Origin of the sequence: Roseovarius dicentrarchi (assembly GCF_003316635.1) — a bacterium.
Classification (GTDB): Bacteria; Pseudomonadota; Alphaproteobacteria; order Rhodobacterales; family Rhodobacteraceae; genus Roseovarius; species Roseovarius dicentrarchi.
This window is the reverse complement of the sequence record NZ_QNQP01000013.1, coordinates 73,732-97,246: the sequence shown is the minus strand read 5'-3', so window position 1 is coordinate 97,246 and position 23,515 is coordinate 73,732. Positions and strand designations below refer to the sequence as shown.

Annotated in this window: 25 protein-coding genes and 1 tRNA gene; 12 read left to right on the top strand and 14 right to left on the bottom strand. The window is 63.7% G+C overall.

From position 1 onward, the window contains the following. On the top strand, positions 1-226 hold a 226-nt coding region (locus DQ230_RS17250; RefSeq protein ID WP_203228054.1), incomplete at its 5' end, for a hypothetical protein. A gap of 178 nt (positions 227-404) precedes the next feature. On the opposite strand, the gene DQ230_RS11025 is transcribed toward DQ230_RS17250, so the two are convergent. After that, positions 405-488, bottom strand: a tRNA-Leu gene (locus DQ230_RS11025). A gap of 178 nt (positions 489-666) precedes the next feature. On the opposite strand from DQ230_RS11025, the gene DQ230_RS11020 reads away from it, so the two are divergent. Beyond that, on the top strand, positions 667-1,245 hold the full coding sequence (locus DQ230_RS11020; RefSeq protein WP_113912657.1) for a YqaA family protein: 579 nt from the start codon (positions 667-669) through the stop codon (positions 1,243-1,245). Between the two features lies 1 nt (position 1,246). Then, entirely contained in the window at positions 1,247-1,699 is a 453-nt protein-coding gene (locus DQ230_RS11015; RefSeq protein WP_113912642.1) for a disulfide bond formation protein B, read from the top strand. A gap of 7 nt (positions 1,700-1,706) precedes the next feature. On the opposite strand, the gene DQ230_RS11010 is transcribed toward DQ230_RS11015, so the two are convergent. After that, positions 1,707-2,135 carry an Lrp/AsnC family transcriptional regulator gene (locus DQ230_RS11010; protein ID WP_113912656.1) on the bottom strand — a complete coding sequence of 143 codons (429 nt, stop codon included), beginning with the start codon at positions 2,133-2,135 and terminating at the stop codon, positions 1,707-1,709. Positions 2,136-2,248: 113 nt separating this feature from the next. Here DQ230_RS11010 and rocF point away from each other — a divergent pair, with 113 nt between their 5' ends. The 3 genes from rocF to DQ230_RS10995 are packed head-to-tail and all read left to right on the top strand — an operon-like array spanning position 2,249 to position 5,168. Beyond that, positions 2,249-3,178, top strand: coding sequence for an arginase (rocF, locus tag DQ230_RS11005; protein WP_113912641.1), 930 nt, complete (start codon positions 2,249-2,251; stop codon positions 3,176-3,178). Next, positions 3,175-4,116, top strand: a complete 942-nt coding sequence (ctlX, locus tag DQ230_RS11000; RefSeq protein WP_113912640.1) for a citrulline utilization hydrolase CtlX — start codon at positions 3,175-3,177, stop codon at positions 4,114-4,116. The genes rocF and ctlX overlap by 4 nt, the downstream gene beginning before the upstream one ends. Beyond that, positions 4,113-5,168, top strand: a complete 1,056-nt coding sequence (locus DQ230_RS10995) for an ornithine cyclodeaminase (protein ID WP_203228053.1) — start codon at positions 4,113-4,115, stop codon at positions 5,166-5,168. Before ctlX ends, DQ230_RS10995 begins: the two co-directional genes overlap by 4 nt. 239 nt (positions 5,169-5,407) lie before the next feature. Here the strand turns inward: DQ230_RS10995 and DQ230_RS10990 are convergent, their stop codons facing one another. After that, positions 5,408-5,656, bottom strand: a complete 249-nt coding sequence (locus tag DQ230_RS10990) for an EF-hand domain-containing protein (RefSeq protein WP_113912639.1) — start codon at positions 5,654-5,656, stop codon at positions 5,408-5,410. 265 nt (positions 5,657-5,921) lie between these two features. Between DQ230_RS10990 and DQ230_RS10985 the strand changes: the two genes are divergently transcribed. Next, the gene (locus DQ230_RS10985) at positions 5,922-6,446 is read left to right on the top strand and encodes an RNA polymerase sigma factor (RefSeq protein ID WP_113912638.1); all 525 of its coding nucleotides are present in this window, start codon (positions 5,922-5,924) and stop codon (positions 6,444-6,446) included. A gap of 3 nt (positions 6,447-6,449) precedes the next feature. Here DQ230_RS10985 and DQ230_RS10980 read toward each other — a convergent pair whose 3' ends face one another. The 3 genes from DQ230_RS10980 to DQ230_RS10970 all read right to left on the bottom strand — a co-directional run bounded on the left by DQ230_RS10980 (position 6,450) and on the right by DQ230_RS10970 (position 10,638). Beyond that, entirely contained in the window at positions 6,450-8,504 is a 2,055-nt protein-coding gene (locus DQ230_RS10980; RefSeq protein ID WP_113912637.1) for an ABC transporter permease, read from the bottom strand. Then, complete coding sequence (locus DQ230_RS10975) at positions 8,504-9,568, bottom strand: quaternary amine ABC transporter ATP-binding protein (protein ID WP_113912654.1); 1,065 nt, start codon at positions 9,566-9,568, stop codon at positions 8,504-8,506. Before DQ230_RS10975 ends, DQ230_RS10980 begins: the two co-directional genes overlap by 1 nt. Positions 9,569-9,672: 104 nt before the next feature. Then, positions 9,673-10,638 carry an ABC transporter substrate-binding protein gene (locus tag DQ230_RS10970; RefSeq protein ID WP_113912636.1) on the bottom strand — a complete coding sequence of 322 codons (966 nt, stop codon included), beginning with the start codon at positions 10,636-10,638 and terminating at the stop codon, positions 9,673-9,675. Between the two features lie 250 nt (positions 10,639-10,888). Between DQ230_RS10970 and DQ230_RS10965 the strand changes: the two genes are divergently transcribed. The 5 genes from DQ230_RS10965 to DQ230_RS10945 all read left to right on the top strand — a co-directional run bounded on the left by DQ230_RS10965 (position 10,889) and on the right by DQ230_RS10945 (position 16,238). Continuing rightward, entirely contained in the window at positions 10,889-11,287 is a 399-nt protein-coding gene (locus tag DQ230_RS10965; protein WP_113912635.1) for a c-type cytochrome, read from the top strand. Positions 11,288-11,601: 314 nt separating this feature from the next. Beyond that, positions 11,602-12,582, top strand: coding sequence for a TAXI family TRAP transporter solute-binding subunit (locus DQ230_RS10960; protein WP_113912634.1), 981 nt, complete (start codon positions 11,602-11,604; stop codon positions 12,580-12,582). An 82-nt stretch (positions 12,583-12,664) separates the two neighbouring features. Next, complete coding sequence (locus DQ230_RS10955) at positions 12,665-14,905, top strand: TRAP transporter permease (protein WP_113912633.1); 2,241 nt, start codon at positions 12,665-12,667, stop codon at positions 14,903-14,905. 39 nt (positions 14,906-14,944) lie between these two features. Next, positions 14,945-15,859 (top strand): AEC family transporter, encoded by a 915-nt coding sequence (locus tag DQ230_RS10950; RefSeq protein WP_113912632.1) that lies wholly within the window; start codon positions 14,945-14,947, stop codon positions 15,857-15,859. 76 nt (positions 15,860-15,935) lie between these two features. After that, positions 15,936-16,238 carry an SH3 domain-containing protein gene (locus tag DQ230_RS10945; protein WP_113912631.1) on the top strand — a complete coding sequence of 101 codons (303 nt, stop codon included), beginning with the start codon at positions 15,936-15,938 and terminating at the stop codon, positions 16,236-16,238. Positions 16,239-16,269: 31 nt separating this feature from the next. Here DQ230_RS10945 and DQ230_RS17110 read toward each other — a convergent pair whose 3' ends face one another. The 8 genes from DQ230_RS17110 to DQ230_RS10910 all read right to left on the bottom strand — a co-directional run bounded on the left by DQ230_RS17110 (position 16,270) and on the right by DQ230_RS10910 (position 23,452). After that, positions 16,270-16,446 carry a hypothetical protein gene (locus tag DQ230_RS17110; RefSeq protein ID WP_162497424.1) on the bottom strand — a complete coding sequence of 59 codons (177 nt, stop codon included), beginning with the start codon at positions 16,444-16,446 and terminating at the stop codon, positions 16,270-16,272. A gap of 1 nt (position 16,447) precedes the next feature. Then, positions 16,448-17,632 carry a formate dehydrogenase subunit gamma gene (locus DQ230_RS10940; RefSeq protein ID WP_113912630.1) on the bottom strand — a complete coding sequence of 395 codons (1,185 nt, stop codon included), beginning with the start codon at positions 17,630-17,632 and terminating at the stop codon, positions 16,448-16,450. A gap of 41 nt (positions 17,633-17,673) precedes the next feature. After that, on the bottom strand, positions 17,674-18,294 hold the full coding sequence (gene fdh3B, locus DQ230_RS10935) for a formate dehydrogenase FDH3 subunit beta (RefSeq protein WP_113912629.1): 621 nt from the start codon (positions 18,292-18,294) through the stop codon (positions 17,674-17,676). A gap of 11 nt (positions 18,295-18,305) precedes the next feature. Continuing rightward, a complete protein-coding gene (locus DQ230_RS10930) occupies positions 18,306-21,308 on the bottom strand; it encodes a formate dehydrogenase subunit alpha (protein ID WP_113912628.1) in 3,003 nt (1,000 codons plus the stop codon). A 101-nt stretch (positions 21,309-21,409) separates the two neighbouring features. Continuing rightward, entirely contained in the window at positions 21,410-21,601 is a 192-nt protein-coding gene (locus DQ230_RS10925; protein ID WP_113912653.1) for a twin-arginine translocation pathway signal protein, read from the bottom strand. Positions 21,602-21,666: 65 nt separating this feature from the next. After that, positions 21,667-22,275: a TorD/DmsD family molecular chaperone gene (locus DQ230_RS10920; RefSeq protein ID WP_113912627.1), complete on the bottom strand. Its 609-nt coding sequence runs from the start codon at positions 22,273-22,275 to the stop codon at positions 21,667-21,669. After that, positions 22,272-22,862, bottom strand: coding sequence for a DUF3306 domain-containing protein (locus DQ230_RS10915; protein ID WP_113912626.1), 591 nt, complete (start codon positions 22,860-22,862; stop codon positions 22,272-22,274). Before DQ230_RS10915 ends, DQ230_RS10920 begins: the two co-directional genes overlap by 4 nt. Then, on the bottom strand, positions 22,859-23,452 hold the full coding sequence (locus tag DQ230_RS10910; RefSeq protein WP_113912652.1) for a DUF3305 domain-containing protein: 594 nt from the start codon (positions 23,450-23,452) through the stop codon (positions 22,859-22,861). Before DQ230_RS10910 ends, DQ230_RS10915 begins: the two co-directional genes overlap by 4 nt. Positions 23,453-23,515 lie beyond the last annotated feature (63 nt).

Genomic DNA, 23,515 nt, shown 5'->3' with positions numbered 1-23,515 from the left:
TCAAAAATCCCATGTCTATCACTCCATGCGCCCCCAGCTGATTCAAGCCGCGGCAAGGTTGCACATGGGTCAATTCTCAATGACAATTTCTGCTGGTGCCGGGTCAGTTCTCAATGACAATCAACAGACGATGACGCAAAACGCTACAGTCTTCATGGGCTCAGAAAACGGGCGTGCGTTGAGCTTGCTGAAGCCGGTTGCTCCGATGCGGAAATCCAAGCAGTGACGGGTCAAAGCCCCGAAACGGTTGCCAAGTATCGCAAAGAAGCGAGTCGTAGAGCTCTTTCCCGCACCGCGCAGTTACGACGGGCCGAATCTTGATGTGGGAGTCTGGTGTGGGAGTCTGGGCACATTCCCCAGACGTCCCCAACATGAATATCGCGGAAAACCCTGCAAAAACAAGGTGGTACCCAAGGCCGGACTCGAACCGGCACGCCTTGCGGCGGGGGATTTTGAATCCCCTGCGTCTACCATTCCGCCACTTGGGCGCACTGCGCAAACATCTAGCGAAGGGCGCGGCGCGCGTCCAGCCCTGCCGCGCGGGTTTTTTAGCTGCGGATGTGGCGGCGCGCGCATTTGCGTGATGCGCGGCGCTGGGGCTTGACCGGCACCGCCGCACATGGTCTGAGCCGCTGCAACCCGCCAGATACGGAGCGCGCGCCGCCGATGATACGACGCCTATATGATCGCACCATCGCCATGGCCGAACACCCGCGCGCAATGTGGGTGCTGGCCGCTGTCGCCTTCATCGAAAGCTCGGTCTTTCCGATCCCGCCGGACGTTTTGATGATCCCGATGATCCTGGCCCGCCCGCACCGCGCCTGGGCCATCGCCGGACTGGCGATGCTGGCCTCCGTGCTGGGCGGGCTGGCCGGCTACGCGATCGGATCGCTCGCGTTCGAGCAGCTGGGCCGCCCGATACTGGAATCGCTGGGCAAGGCGGATGCGATGGCCGAATTCAGCACGCGCTTCAACGATATGGGGTTCTGGGCCGTGCTGGCCGCAGGCGTCACGCCGTTTCCCTATAAGGTGATTACGATCATGTCCGGCTGGACCGGCATGGCGCTGAGCACGTTCATCCTGACCTCGCTACTGGCGCGCGGCCTGCGGTTTTTCGTTGTTGCGGCGCTGCTGTGGAAATACGGCGCGCCGATCCGCGACTTTGTCGAGCGGCGTCTGGGACTTATGTTCGTCCTGTTCTTTGCCGCGCTTGTCGGAGGCTTCCTGTTGGTAAAGGTGTTGTAATATGACCCGTAACGCATGGATCGCCCTGGCCGCGCTTGGATCGCTGGGGCTTTTGCTGACGGCGCTGGGGTTTCAGCATCTGGGCGGGCTGGCGCCCTGCCAGATGTGCCTGTGGCAGCGCTGGCCGCATGCCACTGCCGCGCTGATCGGCCTGTTTGCGCTGGCGCTGGGGCGCTGGTCGCACGGGCGCGTCATGCCGTGGCTGGGGATGCTCGCCGTGCTGATTTCGGCCGGCATCGGCGCCTATCACACCGGGGTCGAGCGGGGCTGGTGGGCCGGTCCATCCTCCTGCTCGGGCGGGGGTGGCGGCGATCTGCTGCGCCTTGACGGCCCGCTGAACATGGTGAAATGCGACGCGGTTGTCTGGCAAATGCTGGGCCTGTCGATGGCCAGCTGGAACATGCTGGCATCGCTGGCGCTGGCGGTGATGTGGGGCATGGCGGCCCGACGCTGACCGGTCGCTAACCTGCCGATTTGCGCGTGCTCAGCAGCAGGCTGGTTTCGCTGCTGACGATCCCGTCCATGCGGCGGATCTGGCTCAGGACGCGGTCCAGCTCTTCCAGTGTCGGCGCGCCGATTTCGACGATGATATCCCAGCGCCCGTTGGTGGTATGGCTGGCCCGCACGGCGCTGAGGCCGTTCAGCTGGCGCAGGATACGGTCCGTGCCGCGCCCCTCGATCCCCAGCATCATCAGTCCGCGCACCGGATCGCGCGCCGCGTCCCCCTTCAGCACCACCGAAAACCCGACAATCTCGCCGCTGCGCTGCAAACGCTCGATGCGCGAGCGTATGGTTGTGCGCGACACGCCCAGCGCCCCGGCCAGATCGGACAGCGACGCACGCGCATCGTGCCTGAGGGCCGAGATCAACGCCTGATCGGTTTCGTCCATATCGCCACCCTTGCCTTCCGTTTCGCACAATCTTGTTCCCATTTGTGCAAATTGTCCACTTCCATCCGCCCCGTTTGCGCAACACATTGCCTCAAACGCAATAGGAGAGCGACATGACCGGCAAGACCTGCATTCTGATCGGCGCGCCCATGGACAGCGGCAAGCGGCGCCAGGGCTGCCTGATGGGCCCCGACGCCTACCGTGTGGCGGGCATTGGCCCGGCGCTGGCGGATCTGGGCCATGACGTGATCGACATCGGCAATGTCGTCCCCGACCCGGCCGAGGCGCACCCGGACCTGCCGGATCATCTTTACGCCCCCGCCGAGATGATCGGCTGGACCTCTGCCCTTGCCCGCGCTGCCGCCGAGGCGCTGCCGCGCGGCCTGCCCATCTTCCTTGGCGGCGATCATGGGCTTGCGCTTGGCTCGGTCTTGGGCGCGGCAAACCATGCCGCCGCAATGGGCCGGCCGCTGTTTGTGCTGTGGCTGGATGCGCATACCGATTACCACACACCGCAAAGCACGGCATCGGGCAATCTGCACGGCGCGCCGCTGGGCTATGTCACCGGGCGCGCGGGGTTTCACGGCTTCCCCGAGGTTGCCAACCCTGTGCCGCATGAAAATATCTGCCTGCTGGGCCTGCGATCGGTCGATCCGGACGAACGCGAGGCGATGCAGGCGACCGACGTGCGCTATCACGACATGCGCAGCATTGACGAAAACGGCATCGCGCGCCCCCTTGCCGCGTTCCTGAAGGATGTGGAGGCGGCGGGCGGCATGTTGCATGTGTCGCTGGATGTGGATTTCCTCGATCCCAGTTTCGCGCCTGCCGTCGGCACCACCGTTCCCGGCGGCGCCACCATGCGCGAGGCGCATCTGGCGATGGAGATGATCTGTGACGCGGGGCTGATGACATCGCTCGATCTGGTTGAGCTGAACCCGTTTCTGGATGATCGCGGCCGCACCGCGCAGGTGATGGTTGATCTGGCGGCATCGGCGCTGGGACGGCGGGTGTTCGACCGACCCACAAGGGCCTTCTCATGACGGTTCAGGCCCCCGCAAACGTGGTGATGATCCGGCCCAACCGGTTTCATCCAAACCCCGAAACCGCCGCAGACAACCGGTTTCAATCGCTGTTGTCCATGACCGATGACGAGGTTGCCGCGAACGCGTGGCGCGAATTCGACGGCGCCGTGCAGCGGTTGGGCGATGAGGGCGTCGGCGTGCACGTCTTTCAGGACGAACGCGACGACACGCCCGATGCGGTGTTTTCCAATAACTGGTTTTCCACGCATCCCGGCGGCCATGTCGCGATCTATCCGATGTTCGTCCCCTCCCGCCGCCGCGAGCGGCGCGAGGATGTGATCGAAATGCTGAAACGCGATTACCGCGTGCAGGTTGTCACCGATTACTCGGGGCTGGAGCAGGACGGCATGGCGCTGGAGGGGACCGGTGCGATGGTGATCGACCATATCGGGCGCATCGCCTATGTCGCCCGCTCGCACCGCGCCGATCCCATATTGCTGGAGCGGTTCTGCACCAATTTCGGCTACGAGCCGATGGTGTTCGACGCCGTGGACGAGGACGGCGCGCCTGTTTATCATACCAACGTTATCATGACGATCGGTACGCATTTCGCGATGGTCAGCCTCGACATGATCAAAAACACCGCCCGCCGCGCCGAAATCGCCGAACGTCTGGCCGAGCCGGGCCGCGATGTGATTGATCTGACCCATACGCAGATCGCGCAGTTCGCCGGCAACGCGATTGAGCTGAGCACCCCCACCGGGCTGATGACGGCGATGTCGTCGCGCGCGCTGGCCGCACTGGACAAGGGCCAGATCGCGATGATCGAACGGTCCACCCGCATCGTGCCGCTGGACATACCCACCATCGAATCCGCCGGCGGATCGGTCCGCTGCATGATCGCCGGACTGCATTTGGCAAAACGTAACACATCCTCAGAAAAGGCCGCAAAATGAGTATCCTTCCCCCCTCCGACAAGGCCTATGTGCCGTTTGTCAGCGTCGACAACATGATGAAGCTGGTCCACCATATCGGGGTCGAGCAGATGCTGATCGGCCTTGCCGATTACATCGAAGAGGATTTCAAACGCTGGGAGCTGTTCGACAAGACCCCCCGCGTTGCCAGCCACTCCGCCGAAGGCGTGATCGAATTGATGCCCACCTCGGATGGAGAGGTGTACGGCTTCAAATACGTGAACGGCCACCCCAGCAATACCAAGCAGGGGCTGCAAACCGTCACCGCCTTTGGCCTGCTGGCCGATGTCGGCAACGGATACCCGGTGCTGCTGAGCGAGATGACCATTCTGACCGCGCTGCGCACGGCCGCCACATCCGCGCTCGTGGCCAAATACCTTGCGCCCAAGGGCGCCGATACCATGGCAATGATCGGCAACGGCGCGCAGTCCGAATTCCAGAGCCTTGCGATGAAGGCCATCGTGGGCATCAAGAACGTGCGCCTCTACGATATTGACAAGGCAGCGACGAAAAAGGCCGCAAAGAACCTCGCCGGTCTGGGCCTGAACGTGGTCGAGTGCGACAGCGCCGAGGCCAGCATGGAAGGCGCGCAGATCATCACGACCTGCACCGCCGACAAGCAATATGCGACCATCCTGACCGATAACATGATCGGCGCGGGCGTGCATATCAACGCCATCGGCGGCGATTGCCCCGGCAAGACCGAGCTGGCCCCCGCCATTCTGGACCGGGCCGATATCTTCGTCGAATTCCCGCCCCAGACCCGCATCGAGGGCGAGATCCAGCAGATGGCCGAAGATCATCCCGTGACCGAGCTGTGGCAGGTGATGACCGGCGCCGCCAAGGGCCGCACCAGCGACGCGCAGATTACGCTGTTCGATTCCGTCGGCTTTGCGACCGAAGATTTCAGCGCCCTGCGCTACGTGCGCAAACATATCGAAGGCACAGAGTTCTTTTTGGATCTGGACATGCTGGCCGACCCGGACGATCCGCGCGACCTGTTCGGAATGGTGCGGCGCGCGGCACCAAAATAGCATACTTCGCGCGGGGTGAGCTTCACTCTGCGCGGGGTCTTCGGGATCGGGTGCAGCACCGTCCGTTGCCTGCCAACCCGTTGCGTGCTGAAACAAAGTGGCGCCGCAAGGCGCGCCCCTACGGGCAAGCCCTGCGACCACCTTTTCCGCGCGTCAATTATCTTTTGGAGAAGAAACCAGGACGCGGGGAAAACCAAGGCGTCCGGCGGCGCGGGACACGCGCCGCCGGGCTATCTGGTTCAGCCTTCGTTGGCGGGGATCAGGCCAGCGTCCTGCGCGGCTGTCAGCTCGGCGTCGTCAAGGGCGCCGTCGGCGTTTGCGTCTGCTTCGCTGAACTGCTCGGCGGTCATTTCGGGATATGCGGCCTGAACCTCTTCGACGGTCAGCAGGCCATCGCCATTGGTGTCCATGTCGGCCAGCGTGCCAGCTGCGAATGCTGTTGTTGCCAGTGCGCCTGCGGCCAGGATGGAAGCGATAAACTTGGTCATTGTGTCTCTCCTATAGTCGTGTGCTTTAGGAAGGGGCTGCATTGCCCGCTTCATATCACAAGACGCACCAGCCGTGATTTGCGTCCCATGTCAGACACTTATTTTGATTTTTGGCGATAGCCCGCCGATTTGGACGGGCCAGGCCGGCGCCGCTCCGCGCAAAAAGGCGCTGATCGGGGCATCGGCGGAAATTCTCTGGATTGCAGCGGCGCGCAAGACATCCAACATGCACGGCAGAGCAACGAACGCCTGAAAGGCCGAATCCATGCCCCTGCCCTGCATTGTGGCGAATTCCCACTCCCTCCCCCAGATTTTAGCGGGGCTGCACCCCGATTTGATGCGCCTTGCCCGGCGGCTGGCCGATAGCGAAACCGAAGCGCAGGATCTGGCGCAGGAAACGCTGCTGCGCCTTTGGCGCCGCCGCGCCGAAGTGGCCGCCGTCGAGGATCTGCGCGCCTATGCGCGCGCCGCGTTGCGCAACCTTTACCGTCAGGGCCTGCGCCGCACACCGCATCTGCCGCTGGACGAGGCCGAGGAAGGGCCCAGCGTCGACCCCGAGGTGTTCGGCACGCTGGCGCTGGCCGATCTGCGCGGCGCCATCCGCCGCCTGCCCGCCGATCAGGCCCGGCTGATCACGCTGGTGATGTCGGGGGAGACGAGCCCTGCCGCGCTGGCCCGGCAGATCGGCTGCGGCGTGAACACGGTGATGTCTCGGCTGGCCCGTGCGCGTGCGCAGCTGCGCCGCGACATGGATCTGGCCCCCGGCGCCCCGGTGGCCAGCCTGCTTTAGCGATCACAGGCCGAGCGCGCGTCGCCGCTCGGCCGCGAAGCCCTGCACCAGCCGATCCGCGACCAGCGCAAGAATCGCCATTGCCGCGCCGGATGTGATGCCCAGCCCCACATCCGCCTGCCCCAGCGCCACAAAGATGGACTGCCCCAGTCCCGTCGTGCCGATCAGCGCCGCGATCACAAGCATGGCAAAGGCATAAAGGATCGTCTGGTTCAGTCCCAGCAGGATCGTCGGCGCCGCATAGGGCGCGCGCACCTCGCGCATGGTCTGCCACGTGGTCGCGCCCGACGATACCGCCGCCTCGATCAGGTCGGGCGGCGTGCTGACCAGCCCGTGCCGCGTGTAGCGGATCATCGGCACGATGGCGTAAAGGATGATGGCAAGGAAGGCCGAGAATTCGCCGATCTGGAAAAACATCAGCACCGGGATCAGGAACACGAAGAGCGGGATGGTTTGCAGCATGTCGCAAACCGGCTGCACCACGCGCCACGCCAGCGGGCTAAGCGCGCAGATCAGCCCGATGGCCCCGCCAAGGATGGCACAGGTCAGCACGGCAGCGCCCGAGAGGTACAGCGACCAAAGCGCCTTTTCCCACAAGCCCGACAGCAGGACCGCCGCCAGCATCAGCACCGCAAACAGCGCCAGACGGCGCCCGCCCGCGACCCAGCCGACAGCGCCCGCGCCGATCAGCACGAAGGGCCATGGCAGCTCGGCAATGCCCGTCTCGACCATCCCCGCCAGAATGGGGACCAGCAGCCCCGCCGCCACCCGGCCCTGAAACGCGATCACGCCGCCAATGGCGGCAGAGGCGGCAAGGAGCGCGGCGCTCATCCAGCCGGTCCACTGGAATCCCCACGTGAAGGGCAGCACCGCGCCGTCAAGCCCGATGCGCAGCGGCAAAAGGCCGTAAAACATCGCCGTATTCTTGATCGAATCCAGCGCCGCGCCATTGGCGCGTACAAACACCGTCAGCCGCCCGTCCACCCAATCGGCCACCGGCACCAGCAGCTTCAGCTGGCCCGCAGCGGGCAGATAGAGCCACGCCAGCACGGCGACAAAGGCGCCCACCGCGATGATCGCCAGCGTAATCCGGCGCGAATGGCGCGCCTGCTGGCGTGCCATGCCGGCGCTGTTGCGGTCGATCACGATGGCGAAGGCCACGATGACCAGCCCGGCCAGCAGCGCATCGCCAAACTGCGCCTTGCGCATGGTCAGCAGCACCTCCCAACCGATATCGTTGAACCCGCCGATCACGGCGGCGATGATGACCATCGACAGCGCGGCCATCAGCGATTGATTGACGCCCACCATGATCTGCGTCGCAGCGGACGGGATTTCGATCAGGAACAGTTGCTGCATCCGGTTGCCGCCCGACATGATCGCGGCCTCCTTGATATCTGTCTCGATCCGCTCCAGCCCCAGCATGACGTTGCGCGCCATGGGCGGCGCGGCATAAATCGCCGAGGCGATCAGGCCCACCACCGGGCCAAAGCCGAACAGCAGCAAAAGCGGCGTCAGATAGGCGAATGTCGGCACTGTCTGCATCACGTCCATAACCGTCTGCACCGACGATTTCACGCGCGGCACCTCATTGGCCAGAATGCCCGTCGCGCCCCCCAGCAACAGCGCCAGCGGCACGGATACGGCGACCAGCGACAGCGTGTTCATGCTCTCGACCCAGTAGCCGGAGGCGACGACAAAGCTGAACCCGGCAAAGCCCAGCAGCGCCAGACGCATCCCCCCGACATACCAACCCAGCGCCGTGACCAGCGCCACCAGCAGCGGCCAGGGGGTGTGCAGCAACAGCGCCTTGGTCCAGCCCATCGGATAGGCCAGCGCCGCAGACAGCAGGCGCGCGCCGGGTTTGATCAGGTTCAAGAACCACGTCAGCCAGGTGTCGATCCACGCCGACATCGGCAGCGTCCAGGCGTCCGGAAACTGGCCCAGCCACGGCAGATGCGGCACCAGCGCCATGCACAGCGCGCCAGTGGCCAGCACCACCAGCGCGGCGATTGTGCCGGCGCCCGGCCGCCTGCCAGTGCTGCCACCCACGCGCATTACGGATCAACCTGCAAGGCGTTCGCCAGATCGGCCGGATCAATCATGCCGACGATCTGACCATCCCGGCCCCGCACCGGCACCGGCTGATAGAGCAGCATGCAGGCGTTCAGCGCCTCATCCAGCGTCATGTCCACGGTCAGGCCCGGATCGTCCGGCGCGGGCGGCGCATCGGGGTCCACCGGGCGCAGGACCGAAGACAGCCGCGCATGGCGCCCCTTGGCCACGTCGCGGGTGAAATCGCGCACATAGTCATCCGCCGGCTCCAGCACGATCTGGCTGGGCGTGCCGATCTGCACGATCTGGCCGTCGCGCATGATGGCAATGCGGTCGGCGATTTTCAGCGCCTCGGCGATGTCATGAGTGATGAACACAATAGATTTGCGCAGCCGCGCCTGGATGTCGATGAATTCGTCCTGCAACTGGCGCCGGATCAGCGGATCGAGCGCGCTGAACGGCTCGTCCAGAAACCACACGTCCGGGTTCACCGCCAGACTGCGGGCAATGCCGACGCGCTGGCGCTGGCCGCCGGACAGCTGGCGCGGATACGCGCCCTCGCGGCCCTTGAGGCCGACCAGATCAATCACTTCCTGCGCGCGCCGCAGGCGCTCTGCCCGGCCCTGCCGCTGCATTTTCAGCGGAAAAGCGACGTTTTGCAGAACGCTCATATGCGGGAACAGGCCGAAATGCTGGAAGACCATGCCCAGTTTGCGGCGGCGCAGCTGCGTCATGCGCGCCTTGGAGGCGGTCAGAATATCCTCGCCGTCGATTTCGATCTGGCCGGCCGTCACGTCGATCAGGCGCGAGATGCAGCGCAGGATCGTCGATTTGCCCGATCCCGACAGGCCCATGATCACAAACAGCTCGCCGCGCTTGACGTCAAAGCTGACATTCTGAACCGCCGGAACCAGACCGTCATCGCGCAGGATCTGCGCGGCCTGCCGCACGTCGCCGCCCGCGCGATCCAGCGCATCGGGCAGGCATTTGGCCGCCCCGGTGCCAAAGACCTGCCAGACATCGCGGCAGCGGATCGCAGGCTGATCCGGGGGGGCAGTATCGGTCATCAACGTCTCCGGATCGTTCGGGGGCCGGCGGCGCAGTGTGCGCATCCAATCACCAGCTTTCCTGTCTGCACCGCTCTGGCAGCCGCCGCAATGGCGCGCCGGGTTTACTCGGTCGCCGCATCGACAACGGGCTGCCACTTGTCCGGATTGGCCTGCATCCAGGCATCAACCGTTTCCTCCACCGATTGCCCGTCCACATCGACCTGCCCCATCAGCGGCTGCTGGTCTTCGACGCTGAGCTGCATATTGCTCAGGATCTCGCCCGCGGCGGGCCATTTGTCGGCCAGACCGGACCATGCCGCCTTGAACACGCGGGTCGGGGTGAAATCGCAGTCATAAGTCGCGTTAGGGTTCGGTCCCCAGCTGGGATCGTCAAAGCACGCCTGCTCGCCCTCGGGCAGTTCCACGAATTTGACGTCATAGGCCGACATCGCCCAATGTGGCTGCCAGAAGGTGATCAGCAGGGGTGATTTCTTCTCGGTCGCGGCGCGCAATTCGGTGATCAGCGCCCCTTCCGATCCGGCCGGAACCGCCTTGAACGGCAGATCAAACCCGCTGACGCGGTCCGCGCCGGGCGTGCCCCAATCCGCGGGATAATCCACCAGACGGCCCGCAGGCAGGGTTTCGGCGGTGGCAAACTGGCCCGCGCAATCCTTCAGCGCCTCCCAGGCCGGCAGGCCGGGGCAAATCTCGGCGACATGGGCGGGATAGGCGATGCCCTCCTTGGCGGTCAGGCCCAGATCGCCCAGGTCGACAACGCCGCCGGCCTCGACCTGCTTGGCATAGTCGTCCGAGACGTTGGACGACCAGATTTCGACCGCCGCGTCGATTTCACCGTCTGCCAGCGCGCGATACATGTTCATGTAACCGGCGGTGACATATTCAACCTTGTAACCGGCCGCCTCCAGCATCTCGCCCGCGATGCGGGTCGTGACATGCTGTCCGGTCCATTCATTCACCGCCAGTTTGATCGGCTCGTCAACGGCGCCCATTTCAGCGGCCATGCCGGCGCCCGCAGTGGCCGCCAGAATCGCGCCAACGCGCAGAGTGGTTCTTGTCACGGATTTCATTCACGCTCTCCCTGTTTTGTGTGCAGTATTGACCGACTTGGGCACAGTGTCACCTTCTAATCTGTCTGGATCGGACGCGGGCCAAGGCGTGTCCCGGCCGGCGGTTGCAGAGTCAGGCCATCGGATGCCGTCCAACAAATGACGCTCAGCGCACATCGATGCCACGGCAAAACGCAGCGCGGATTGATCCCGATCAACGCAAACAAAGCCGCCGTTGGTCAATATGCCATGACGCATCAGGGAGGGTTCCATGAAGGGTCTACAAACAGCAATCTTGGCCGCGATGATCATCGCCGCGCCCGCCACGTCTCAGGACATCGCAGAAGGGGAGCGTGTATTTCAACACAGATGCGCAAGCTGTCACGGGCTGGATGCCGACGGCAACGGGCCGATGGCGCCGGTGCTGCTGTTGCAGCCAACGGATTTGACGCAGTTGCAACGTGGGAATGGCGATGACTTTCCGCTCAAGAAAGTGGTCTGGCGCATCGACGGGCGTGATCCACTGGTCAGTCACGGATCGCCAATGCCGGTCTATGGCGATTTCTTTGAAGGCAGCGACGTCACGTTGCAAACGGCATCCGGCGAGGCCATCATGACCAGCCAGCCGATTGCCGATCTGATTGCCTGGATCCAGTCAATACAGAAATAGCCGGGCCGCAGCTGTGTCTGCCAGGGGCGGGCCCTGCCCCATTGGCCCGACCGGCCATTCCGCCCCACCACCTGCCAAGAGAAGGCGGCGCCGCATATTCTGAGCGGCGCGGCTGCCATTCGCGTGGCAAAGCTGCATGAACCGCCGCAGCCCATACTAAAATTCCCCCGGATTCGACCCACTTCGCCAGGATGCGGCCATTTTTACCTTGTCATGCGGCGGCATAGAACCTCTATTTGGATGTATGTGCATCGCAGCGGCCACAAGGGCATGTCCATGCCGTTCGCGCCATGCGACCAATAAGGGAGAAAAACATGAAATTCACAGCAATACTTGCGGCCAGCACCATTCTTGCGGGCGCCGCCGTGGCGCAGGACGTCGATAAATCGGACTGGCCCAGCAGCTTTACCGTTGGAACCGCCAGCCAGGGCGGCACGTATTTCGCCTATGGCTCGGGTTGGGCGAACCTTGTGGCCAAGGAGCTGGGCCTGACGGGCGGCGGCGAAGTCACCGGCGGGCCGATGCAGAACATGGCGCTGGTCCACACCGGCGAGGCCGCGTTCGGCATGACCACGATGGGCCCGGCAGCGGAATCGCTGGGCGGCACAAACCCCATCGCGCCGGGGCTGGAGATGACGCAGGCTTGCGCGATGTTCCCGATGTACCAGACACCGTTTTCCGTCACCGCGCTGGCGTCGTCCGGCATTGCGTCCGTCAGCGACATTCCCGCCGGTGCCAAGATCGGCTTTGGCCCTGCCGGGTCCACCTCGGACACCTATTTCCCGCGCATGATGGACACGCTGGGCGTCGATTACGAGCGCCGCAATGGTGGCTGGACCGATCTGGGCGGCCAGTTGCAGGACGGTCTGCTGGACGTGATCGCCTTCGCCGCCGGCATCCCGGTGCCCGCCGTCAGCCAGCTTGAGGTGCAGACAGACGTGAACATCATCGAGTTCACCGAAGAGGAGCAGGCCAAGCTGATCGAGGCATTCCCAGTCTCGGATTTCACGATCAAGGCCAGCACCTACAGCACGCTGACCGAAGACGCGCGCTCGGTTTCGATGTGGAACTTTGCGATTGCGAACTGCGATCTGCCCGAATCCTTCGTCAATGCCGCCGTCGACATCGTCATGTCCGATAACGAACGCATGACCGGCATCCACAAGGCCGCCGCATCGACCCTGCCGGAAAACTGGGACAAGAACAAAGTGCTGAAATGGCACCCCGGCGCGGCCGCATGGTTCAAGGAAAACGCGGGCGCCGATATCCCCGATGACATGATCTACGGCAACTGAACCGCTTTGGAATCCTGCATGTCGCCCCTTTCGGGGCGGCATGTCCATGCCGCGCATGCGGCACCTCGGGGGAGACGATTTGATGACCGACCAGCACAGCAGCGATCCGCAAGGGCCGATCATCGCAGAGGGCGTCGATGACGAACCCATCGGCGGCAACCAGCGCGTGTTCGCCGGGCGCACCTACATGATCATGGCGACGATGTCTGCGGTCTATGCGTTCTTCCACATCGCCGCGCTGAACGGCATGTCAATTCAGGAATGGACGGGCGTGCGCATCCCCCTGCTGCCGACCTTCCCGATGGAGACTTGGAATTTCCGCATCGTGCATATCGCCGGCGCGCTGATCCTCGGCTTTACCTTGTATTCCGCGCGCGCCTTTGTTGACGAGGGCGAAGGCCGTTCGCGTCATTGGCTGGATATTCTGGCATGGGCCGCAATGATCCCCGCGCTTTACGCCATCTGGACAGCGTGGAGCATCGCCAGCCAGATCGCGGGCGGCGTGCAATGGAATGGCATGAGCCCCGAGTATAAATCCCTGGAGGTCTATCACTACGGCCTGCCCCTGATCGCCGCGACCACCATCGGCATCGTCGTCGGCTGGCTGCGCGGGCGCGAGCGTGGTCAGGTGGCGGTGGCCGACATCCTGCTGTCGATCTGCGGGATTGCCGTGGCGATTTACCTGATCACCATCTACGGCACGCTCATGCGCAACTCGACCGGCACGCCCTTTGCGCCGATCGGAATCAGCCTCGCCGCCGTTGTCGGAACCGCCCTCATCATGGAACTGACGCGCCGCGTTGCCGGCCTTGCCTTGATCGTGATTTCCGGGATCTTCCTGATCTATGTCTTTACCGGCGACATGCTGCCCGGCTTCCTGAATGCGCCGAATATCCAGTGGACCCGTTTTTTCAGCCAGGTCTACACCGATGCGGGCATCCTCGGGCCGACGACCGCTGTTTCCTCCACCTACATCATCCTCTTCATCATCTTCGCCGCCTTCCTTCAGGCGTCCAAGGTCGGCGATTATTTCGTGAACTTCGCCTTTGCCGCCGCCGGGCGCGCGCGCGGCGGCCCCGCCAAGGTGGCGATCTTTGCCTCCGGCCTGATGGGCATGATCAACGGCACCTCGGCAGGCAACGTCGTCGCCACAGGCTCGCTCACCATCCCATTGATGAAGAAGGTCGGCTACCCGGCGCGCACCGCCGGCGCGGTCGAGGCTGCGGCATCGACCGGCGGGCAGATCATGCCCCCCATCATGGGCGCGGGCGCCTTCATCATGGCCGAAATTACCGGCATTCCCTATACCGACATCGCCATCGCCGCGATCATTCCTGCGGTGCTCTATTTCGTGTCGATCTACTTCATGGTCGATTTCGAGGCGGCCAAGCTGGGCATGCGCGGCATGAACTCGGACGAGCTGCCCAAGTTGCGCGACATGGTCCGCCGGGTGTTCCTGTTCATTCCCATCATCATCCTGATCTATGCGCTGTTCATGGGCTATTCCGTAATCCGCGCCGGCACGCTGGCCACTGCCGCCGCCGCCGTGGTGTCGTGGCTGACCCCCTACCGCATGGGCCCGCGCAGCATCATCAAGGCGTTCGAGCTGGCGGGCATCATGTCGATCCAGATCATCGCCGTCTGCGCCTGCGCGGGCATCATCGTCGGCGTGATCAGCCTGACGGGCGTCGGCGCGCGGTTCTCGTCCGTGCTGCTGGGCCTTGCCGAGGCCAGCCAGTTCCTTGCCCTCTTTTTCGCGATGTGCATCGCGATCCTTCTGGGGATGGGGATGCCGACAACGGCGGCCTATGCGGTGGCCGCATCGGTGGTGGCGCCGGGCCTTGTGCAGCTGGGCATCCCGCTGCTGACGGCGCATTTCTTCGTATTCTACTTCGCGGTTGTGTCCGCCATCACCCCGCCCGTGGCGCTGGCCAGTTACGCGGCGGCGGGCATATCCGGCGCCAACCCGATGGAGACGTCGGTGGCGTCGTTCAAGATCGGCATTTCCGCCTTCATCGTGCCGTTCATGTTCTTCTATAACGGCGCAATCCTGATGGACGGCACGTGGTTCGAGGTGATCCGCGCGGGCGTGACTGCGGTCTTTGGCGTCTATCTGCTGTCGTCCGGCATGCAAGGCTGGTTCGCCGGCAGCGGGGCAGCATGGTTCATGCGGCTGGGTCTGGTCATCGGGGCGCTGTGCATGATCGCGGGCGGGCTGGTCACGGACCTGATCGGCGTGGCGATTGCGGCGGCCCTGTTTGCGGTGCAGCTGAAAATCCGCCCCGCGCCCGATGCCCAGATCACGGTGCGCGGCAGCGACTAAACGGGCGCCGCCCCGGCACAACGTCGAAAGGCGCCGCCGATGTTCACGATCTTTCTGGCCATCGCCCCGGTCTTTGCCCTGATCCTGATGGGTTACGGGCTGCGGCGCGGCGGCATCCCCTCGACCGAGTTCTGGAACCTCAACGACCGGCTGGTGTACTGGGTTCTGATGCCGGCGCTGTTTTTTGCCAAGATTTCGGCGGCGGATCTCAGCGGGGGGCTGGGCGATTACGCAACCCTGCTTTATGCCGGATTTTTCACCGCCGTCCTGTGCGGATGGCTGTTCGGACGCCGGATGGACGGGGCCAAGGCCAGTTCGCTATTGCAGGGCAGCGCACGGTTCAACACTTTCATCGGCCTCGCCATTGCCGAAGCGGTTTTCGGCGCACCCGGATTGCAGATCGCGGTGCTGGGCTCTGCCCTGCTGGTGCCGGTGGTGAATGTCACTGTCGTGACCCTCATGACGCAGCAGCTGGGTGGCGGCGGCAAATCCATTCTGCGCGGGCTGGTGAAAAACCCGCTGATCCTGAGCATCGGGGTTGGCGTGATCTTCAACCTTGCCGGGTTGAATGACGTGCCGGTGCTGCATGAAATCGCCCGCATTCTGGGCGATGCGGCGCTGCCGATCATGCTGCTTTGTGTCGGGGCAAATCTGAAAATTCGCGGTCTGACCGGGTCCATCCGGATCATCGGCCTGTCGCTGATTGGCAAGTTTCTGATCAATCCTGTCGCGGTTATCCTGGCCGCATTGGTCATCGGTCCCGATCCACTAACGCTCCAGATCGCGCTGATCTTTGCGGCGCTGCCGACCGGCGTGGCCAGCTACACGCTGGCGCGAGAAATGCGCGGTGATGCGCCCCTGATGGCGGCGATCATCACCACGCAAACCTTGCTCAGCTTCTTTACCTTGCCGCTGACGCTGATGATCGGGCAGGCGATTTTATCTGCGATGTGACCTGCGCCATCTGGTTGCCTGCCCGCAGCGCCGCGGCGTAAACTGCGCCCGAGGCAGATAAAAACAGGAGAACACCATGCGCAAGATCATCACCGGCGCGCTTGCCGCTGTCGCACTGGGCGCGGTTTCCGCATGCGGGGCAACAATGGGCGGCACCAGCGGATTATACAAGGTCGCGGGCGTCGAGGAGGGTGACATGCTGAAACTGCGCGCCGGACCGGGCACCGGATTCAGTGTCATCGCCGGACTGCCCAACGACAGCGTTGTGCGCGTTTATAGCTGCGAGCGGACGGGCAGCACGCGATGGTGCAAGGCATCCATGCAACAGCCCGGCGGGCTGGACGGATATGTGTCATGGGCCTATCTGCAACGGCTTTGACAGGTGGCGTATGGGGGCGCGGCGGCGCCTCCTACTCGGCCCGGTTGCCTTTGCCCAGCTTCTTGCGCCAGCCGATCCGGTCGTCAAGCCGGACGTTTTCGGATGAATAGGTCATGGCGCGCGCCGAGAAATTGCTGCTGACCAGGATCCGGTTCGCGGCGACGGTGATCAGCACCAGCGCGACCAGCGATATGAGAAACGCTTTCATTCTACGCCTCCTTGCCTTGGCTGATCTCGGACGCGCGCAGATCATCCACCCACAGGCTGTGATGTTCGCGCGCCCACTGCTCTTCGACATCGCCGCTGCCCATGGCATCGAACGCGCCCTCCATCCCGATGCTGCCGATATAGATATGCGCAAAGATGATGGCGGTCAGGATCAGGCTGAGGATGGCATGCCATAGCTGCGCATATTGCATTTCCTCCTGCGGGGTCAGCGGATAGGCCAGCGGGTCCAGCCCGACCCAGCCGGGCGCGCCGATTGCGTTCAGCTTGGCAAAGGTGGCGCCGAACATGTTGAATTCGAACGGAAACAACAGCGACAGCCCGGAGGCGGAAATCGACCCGCCGAGGATGATCACCGACCAGAAAATCAGCTTTTGCCCGGCGTTGAATTTCTTGGCCGGGGGATGGCCCTTGCCGAAGATGCCGCCGCCCTTGGCCAGCCAGTTCAAATCGGTGCGGTCGGGCAGGTTATGCACCACCCAGAACACAAAGATGATCACCAGCGCGATCATGAACGCCCATGAGATGTTGTTATGAATCCACTTCGTCCCTGTCGCGAGGGTGGCAAAGGCCTCATGCCCGAAGGCCGGGATCAGAACCTTGCGCCCGAAAAGGGAGATCAGCCCGGTCAGACCCAGGATCAGGAAGGAGCTGGCCAGCAGCCAGTGACCGAACCGCTCGACCCCGCTGAAACGGGTGATCGTGCGCCCCGTTTTTTCGCCCTTGATGCGAATGCGCCCACGGATGAGGTAGAACAGCGCCAGCAGCAGCAGCGTACCACCCAAAAGCGCGGCGCCGTAGATCAGCAGCGGGCCTTCGCGGAATTTCAGCCACCACATGCCGCCGTCCTGTATCAGCACCCGCGCAGCCGGTCCGCGCGTCTGCGTCGTCACATCTGCGGTATCATAACGCAATGCGCGCCACAGATCGGAATCTGACTGTCCGCCGCGTGTGCCCAGCGGCGCCGTGATAGGCGCCGCAGCCGCCGGATCGCCGGTGTTGGAGCGGCGGAATTCATCATCCACCTTTTGCTGGGCCTGCCTGCGCAGGATATCGTCCAGCGTTTGCGCCCCGCCGGTTTCGGCGCGCGGGGCTGCCGCGCCCTCCTGCGCGATGGCAGGAACAGACAGGCCCAGAGCCAAGACCAAAGCGGCAAAAAAGCGAAGCATATGGGCGATCCTTACCTTGTGCGGTTCAACGCAGCGCGCGGTTATTCGCCGGTTCCCATGCGGGTTCCCGACCGGCCCTTTTGGCCATAAGCGGTGCCCCAGCCCCAGGCGCCAGCGCCAAAGCCGCGTGCGACGATCCGCTCGCGGTAGATGGTCGACACGTCATCGCCATCCCCCGCCAGCAGCGCCTTGGTCGAGCACATTTCGGCGCAGAGCGGCAGCTTGCCTTCGGCGATCCGGTTGCGACCGTATTTGGCGAATTCGGCGGCAGAATGATTTTCCTCGGGGCCGCCGGCGCAGAAGGTGCATTTGTCCATCTTGCCGCGTGATCCGAAATTGCCTGCCTGCGGGTATTGCGGCGCGCCGAACGGGCACGCGTAGAAGCAATAGCCGCAGCCAATGCACAGATCCTTGGAGTGCAGCACGATCCCGTCGGCGGTCTGATAGAAGCAATCGACAGGGCAGACCGCCATGCAGGGCGCGTCCGAGCAATGCATGCAGGCGACCGAAATTGACCGCTCGCCCGGTTTGCCGTCGTTGATCGTGACCACCTTGCGGCGGTTGATGCCCCACGGCACCTCGTGTTCGTTCTTGCAGGCGGTGACGCAGGCGTTGCATTCGATGCAGCGTTCAGCGTCGCAGAGAAACTTTGCTCGTGCCATTCTTCGGCTCCTTATGCTGTCCAGATCTTGCAGAGGGTCGCTTTGGTCTCCTGCATCTGGGTCACGCTGTCATATCCATAGGTCTGTGCGATGTTCGACGACTCGCCCAGCACATAGGGGTCGGCCCCTTCGGGGTATTTATCGCGCAGATCCTTGCCCTCGAAATGCCCGCCGAAGTGGAAGGGCATGAACGCCACGCCCTCGCCCACGCGCTCGGTCACCATGGCCATCACCTTGACCTTGCCGCCCTCGGGCCCTTCGACCCAGACTTGCGCGCCGTCGCGCACGCCCAGGTTGTTGGCGTCGCGCGTGTTGATCTCGACAAACATATCCTGCTGCAACTCGGCCAGCCAGGGGTTCGAGCGGGTTTCCTCGCCCCCGCCCTCGTACTCGACCAGACGGCCGGAGGTCAGGATGATCGGATAATCCTTGGAAAAGTCGTTCTTCTGGATCGAGGCGTACATCGTCGGCACGCGCCAGAACTTCTTGTCCTCGTAGGTCGGATAGTCGGCCACCAGATCGCGGCGATTGGAATAGAGCGGCTCGCGGTGGACCGGCACCGGATCGGGGAAGGTCCAGACCACGGCCCGCGCCTTGGCGTTGCCGAAGGGGGCGCAGCCATGCGCGATGGCAACCCGTTGAATGCCGCCCGACAGATCGGTTTTCCAGTTCACGCCGCCGGATTTTTCCTGATAATCGGATGGAATTTCGCCCTGCTGCGATGTCTCGCCCACTTCCGCATCCTCGCCCGAGCCGCCATCGTCGGCGGGCGCGGTCGTCAGCGGCGCGCCTTCGGGATAACCGGCAACGGCGTTGATGCTGGCCATCTCGTCCTCGGTCAGATCGCCGTCCCATCCCAGATCGCGCAGCATCTGCACGGTGAATTCGGGATAGCCATCCTTGATCTCGGACCCCTTGGAATAGACGCCCTCGGCCAGCAGGTTTTCGCCGTCACGCTCCACCCCGAAACGGGCGCGGAAGGTCAGGCCGCCTTCGGCCACGGGGATCGACATATCATACAGCAGCGCCGTGCCGGGATGCTTCATCTCGGGCGTGCCCCAGCAGGGCCATGGCAGGCCGTAGAAATCACCGTCTGCCGGTCCGCCATTGGCGCGCAGCGTCGTGCGGTCAAAGGTGTGCTGGTTTTCCATGTGCATCTTCAGCCGCTCCGGGCTTTGCCCGGTGTAGCCGATGGTCCACATGCCGCGATTGTATTCGCGGGTGATATCCTCGACATTCGGCTCGCCGCCCTCGTCGATGGCGATGTTGCGGAACAGCTTGTCATGAAAGCCGAATTTCTCGGCAAACTTTGCCATGATCGTGTGATCGGGCAGCGATTCAAACAGCGGCTCAAACACCCGCTCGCGCCATTGCAGCGACCGGTTGGAGGCCGTGGCCGAGCCGCGCGTCTCAAATTGCGTGCAAGCCGGCAGCAGATAGACGCCATCGGTGCGGTCCTGCATTACGGCGGATACGGTCGGATAGGGGTCGACGACGACCAGCATATCCAGCCGCTCCATCGCGGTTTTCATTTCCTTCATGCGGGTTTGCGAGTTTGGCGCATGACCCCACAGAACCATGCAGCGGGTGTTGTCGGGCTGGTCCAGATTGGCCTTGTCCTCCAGCACGCCGTCGATCCAGCGGCTGACCGGGATGCCGGTCAGGTTCATCATCTTGGTATCGCCGACCGAGGCATCGGAAAAACGGCCCTTGAGCCAGTCCAGATCCTCCTCCCAGACGCGCGCCCAATGCGCCCACGACCCTTCGGCCAGGCCGTAATAACCCGGCAGCGAGTCGGCCACGACGCCGAAATCGGTCGCGCCCTGCACGTTGTCATGGCCGCGGAAAATGTTGGTGCCGCCGCCCGCGCGGCCCATGTTGCCAAGGGCCAGTTGCAGGATGCAATAGGCGCGCGTGTTGTTGTTGCCGTTGCTGTGCTGCGTGCCGCCCATGCACCAGACGACGGTGCCGGGACGGTTGTTGGCCAGCGTGCGCGCGACACGCTCCAGCTGTTCGCCGGGGGCGCCGGTGACGCGCTCCACCTCTTCGGGGGTCCAGGCCTTCACCTCGTCGCGGATCTGGTCCATGCCCCAGACACGGGTGCGGATGAATTCCTTGTCCTCCCAGCCGTTTTCGAAAATGTGCCACAGGATGCCCCAGACCAGTGCCACGTCGCTGCCGGGGCGGAAGCGGACATATTCATCGGCATGCGCCGCCGTGCGGGTGAAACGCGGATCGCAGACGATCAGCGGCGCGTTGTTCTCCTCCTTGGCCTTGAGGATATGCAGCAGGGACACCGGGTGGGCCTCGGCAGGGTTGGAGCCGATCAGGAACATCGCCTTGGAATTGTGGATGTCGTTATAGCTGTTGGTCATGGCGCCGTAGCCCCATGTATTGGCCACGCCCGCCACGGTGGTCGAGTGGCAGATCCGCGCCTGATGGTCGACGTTGTTGGTGCCCCAATAAGCGGCAAACTTGCGGAAAAGATAGGCCTGTTCGTTGTTATGCTTGGCCGATCCCAGCCAATAGACGGAATCCGGGCCGCTTTCGTCGCGGATCTTCATCATGCCATCACCGATCTCGTTGATCGCCTGTTCCCAGCTGATGCGAACCCATTCACCGCCTTCTTTTTTCATCGGGTATTTCAGGCGACGCTCGCCATGGGCATGCTCGCGCACCGATGCGCCCTTGGCGCAATGGGCGCCCATGTTGAACGGGCTGTCAAAGCCGGGCTCCTGCCCGATCCAGACGCCGTTATCGACCTCGGCAATCACCGTGCAGCCGACCGAGCAGTGCGTGCAAACCGATTTCTTGATATCAATCACACGCTCCACGGCGGATTGCGCCGTTGCCTGCGATACCGTGCCGCCGGTCGCGGCAACAGCGGCCAGACCGCCGATGGCAAGGCCCGAGCCGCGCAGGAATGTGCGGCGATCTACGTTCGAGTTCGCGGCAGGCGCCGGGGACGGCCTGCCGGGGCGGCGCGTGGTGCCATTGGTCTTTTTCCTGAGCATGGTCTGTCTCCCTACTTCTGCGCTGCCGCAGTCTTGGTCACTGTCATGTGGTCCCTGCCGCGATGGTGCCGGGCGGGACGCACCGTATTAAAAGCGCAGCGTTAGAAACGCGCGCTGGCCAGATAGGCGCGGGTATGTTCCGTGTCCTGCATCACCTGCGATGACAGGTCCACCTCGGCGGGCGCGTCCTGCGCGGCGCTGGCGCCGGTTGCCACGGCCAGCGCGCCCGGCACGGCGGTGCCTGCGATCTTCAGAAAATTGCGGCGGGTTGTGCCCTGTTTCGTGTCCGTCATCTCGAAGCTCCCTTCGTGCGTCGTGTCATCATCGTGGCCGCGGCCACGTATTGCCCGGCAGGCCATCAGCCCGCCGCCATTCGAAACGCTTCCTGCTCGATGCCCAGAAACGCGGCGCCCACGGCCCCGACCGAGGCATAGAGAACCGATGCCCTGGCCCCTTGCAGGTCGGTGTAGAAATGCGTCGCCCATGGGCCGATATGCTTGTTATAGAACTCTTTTTGCTGCGGCAAAGTTGCCGCCGCGCCAAAGCGCCCGACAATCATCCCGCCCATCATCTCCATCAGGGAGGCGATGTTGTCCTCCGGCTCGAACGTGTTCTCGGCGCGGCTGATCCTGAGGCGCGCCATGTCGGCGCGCAGGTTTGCCAGCGGCTTTTCGTTCAGGAATCCGGTCATGTAGTAGCTGGCATATGGCAGCAGCTCACCCCGGCCCAGACCGATGAACAGCGCGTTGTATTCCGTCCGCGCCGCTTTGGGCCGGGTCACTTTGGCGACCCGCGCCAGACCGTCAATCGCGCGGCCAAGCGCCGTATCGCCGCCCGTCAGGGCCGCGGTTTGCGCCAGCAGCATCTCGTCCGGCGGACCGGCCAGCATGGCGCCCAGATAGTTATACAGATCCGCGCGCAGGCGGTCCTCTTCGTCGATCTGGAAATGGGGCTGTGCAACTGTCATGCGCTGTTCCCGTCGAAGTAAAAGACCATCCGGCGCGGCCTGCCGATATCCACCTCGGGCGGCGCAGGCGGTGCTACGGTGCCGGAGGCATCATTGGCATCCTCCGCCGCATCCCGTGGGGTCTCAGCATCGGCGAAAGCCGCTTCCGTGTCGAGGGTCGCAGGCGCGTCTTCCGCTACGTCACCCGACTGCGCGACCTCCAGCACATGCGCCAGCAGGCCGCGGCCCACCTGATAGCTGGTCTGCACCGGCGCGTTGCCAACACTGCCGGACAGATAGTCGTCGTCATAGTCGTTCAGCCCGTCGACGCAGGCCAGCACCGGGTTGCTGCGCCACAATTTGCGCAGCGCGCGCTTGCGAATATGCTCGGGCACCGCCTTGGCCATGAAGGCGGCGAAATCATCGCCCTTGGCCAGTGTGTCGGGGTCCGGCAGGCCCAGCTCGGTCAGGATTTCATCATCTGTCTTTTCCGCCTGCGCCTGCTGCTGCGCGGCCTCGGCGGCGGCCTCTCGGGCGGCGGCCTCGGCCTCGGCTTCGGCGCGCAGGGCGGCGCGGCGGCGGTCCCAGAATGGGGCGGTATGGCTCATTTTGACGCTGCCTTGCGCAGACGGGGCGACCGGTAGACATCGCTTTGCTGCGCGATGCGTGGATCGCCTCTGCCGTCCTCCACATCATCAACGCGCGTTTTCTTCTGTTTGCGCTTGATAAACGTCTCTTCCTCGTGGTGGCGGGCCAGATAATCGCCGATCCAGGCCTGCATCCCTGCGGGCATGGGAACCTTTTCAACCATGACCTCGGCCGAGTCGCAGTAATCCTGCCCCTCATACGGCGACGCCGTGACCAGCGTCACTTTCCACGGTGTTTCCTTCACCGACGCATCGGGGGACAGCACGACATAAACCGACGGCGCACGCGTCTGAAGCTCGTGCGCGTAGGCCTCGGTATCGGATACATACAGCTCCAGCGGCAGGGTCGCCGCGTGATACTCCACCGCGTCCCCCTCGCGGCGCAGAATCTTCCAGTCTGCGGGGCCGGCGCCCGGCAATATGCCAACAACCCGCCATGCCCATTTCGCCCACCGCGTCACGCCCGGCGATTTCCGGATCACAACCCCGACAGGGATGGTCTGCGAATTTGGAAAGACGAAAGACACGCTGGCACCCGCTGGCAAAGTCATGTTTGATTTCATAGGTCAGGCCAGTAGCCTACACGGAATATAAAGATATTCAATCCAGCTATT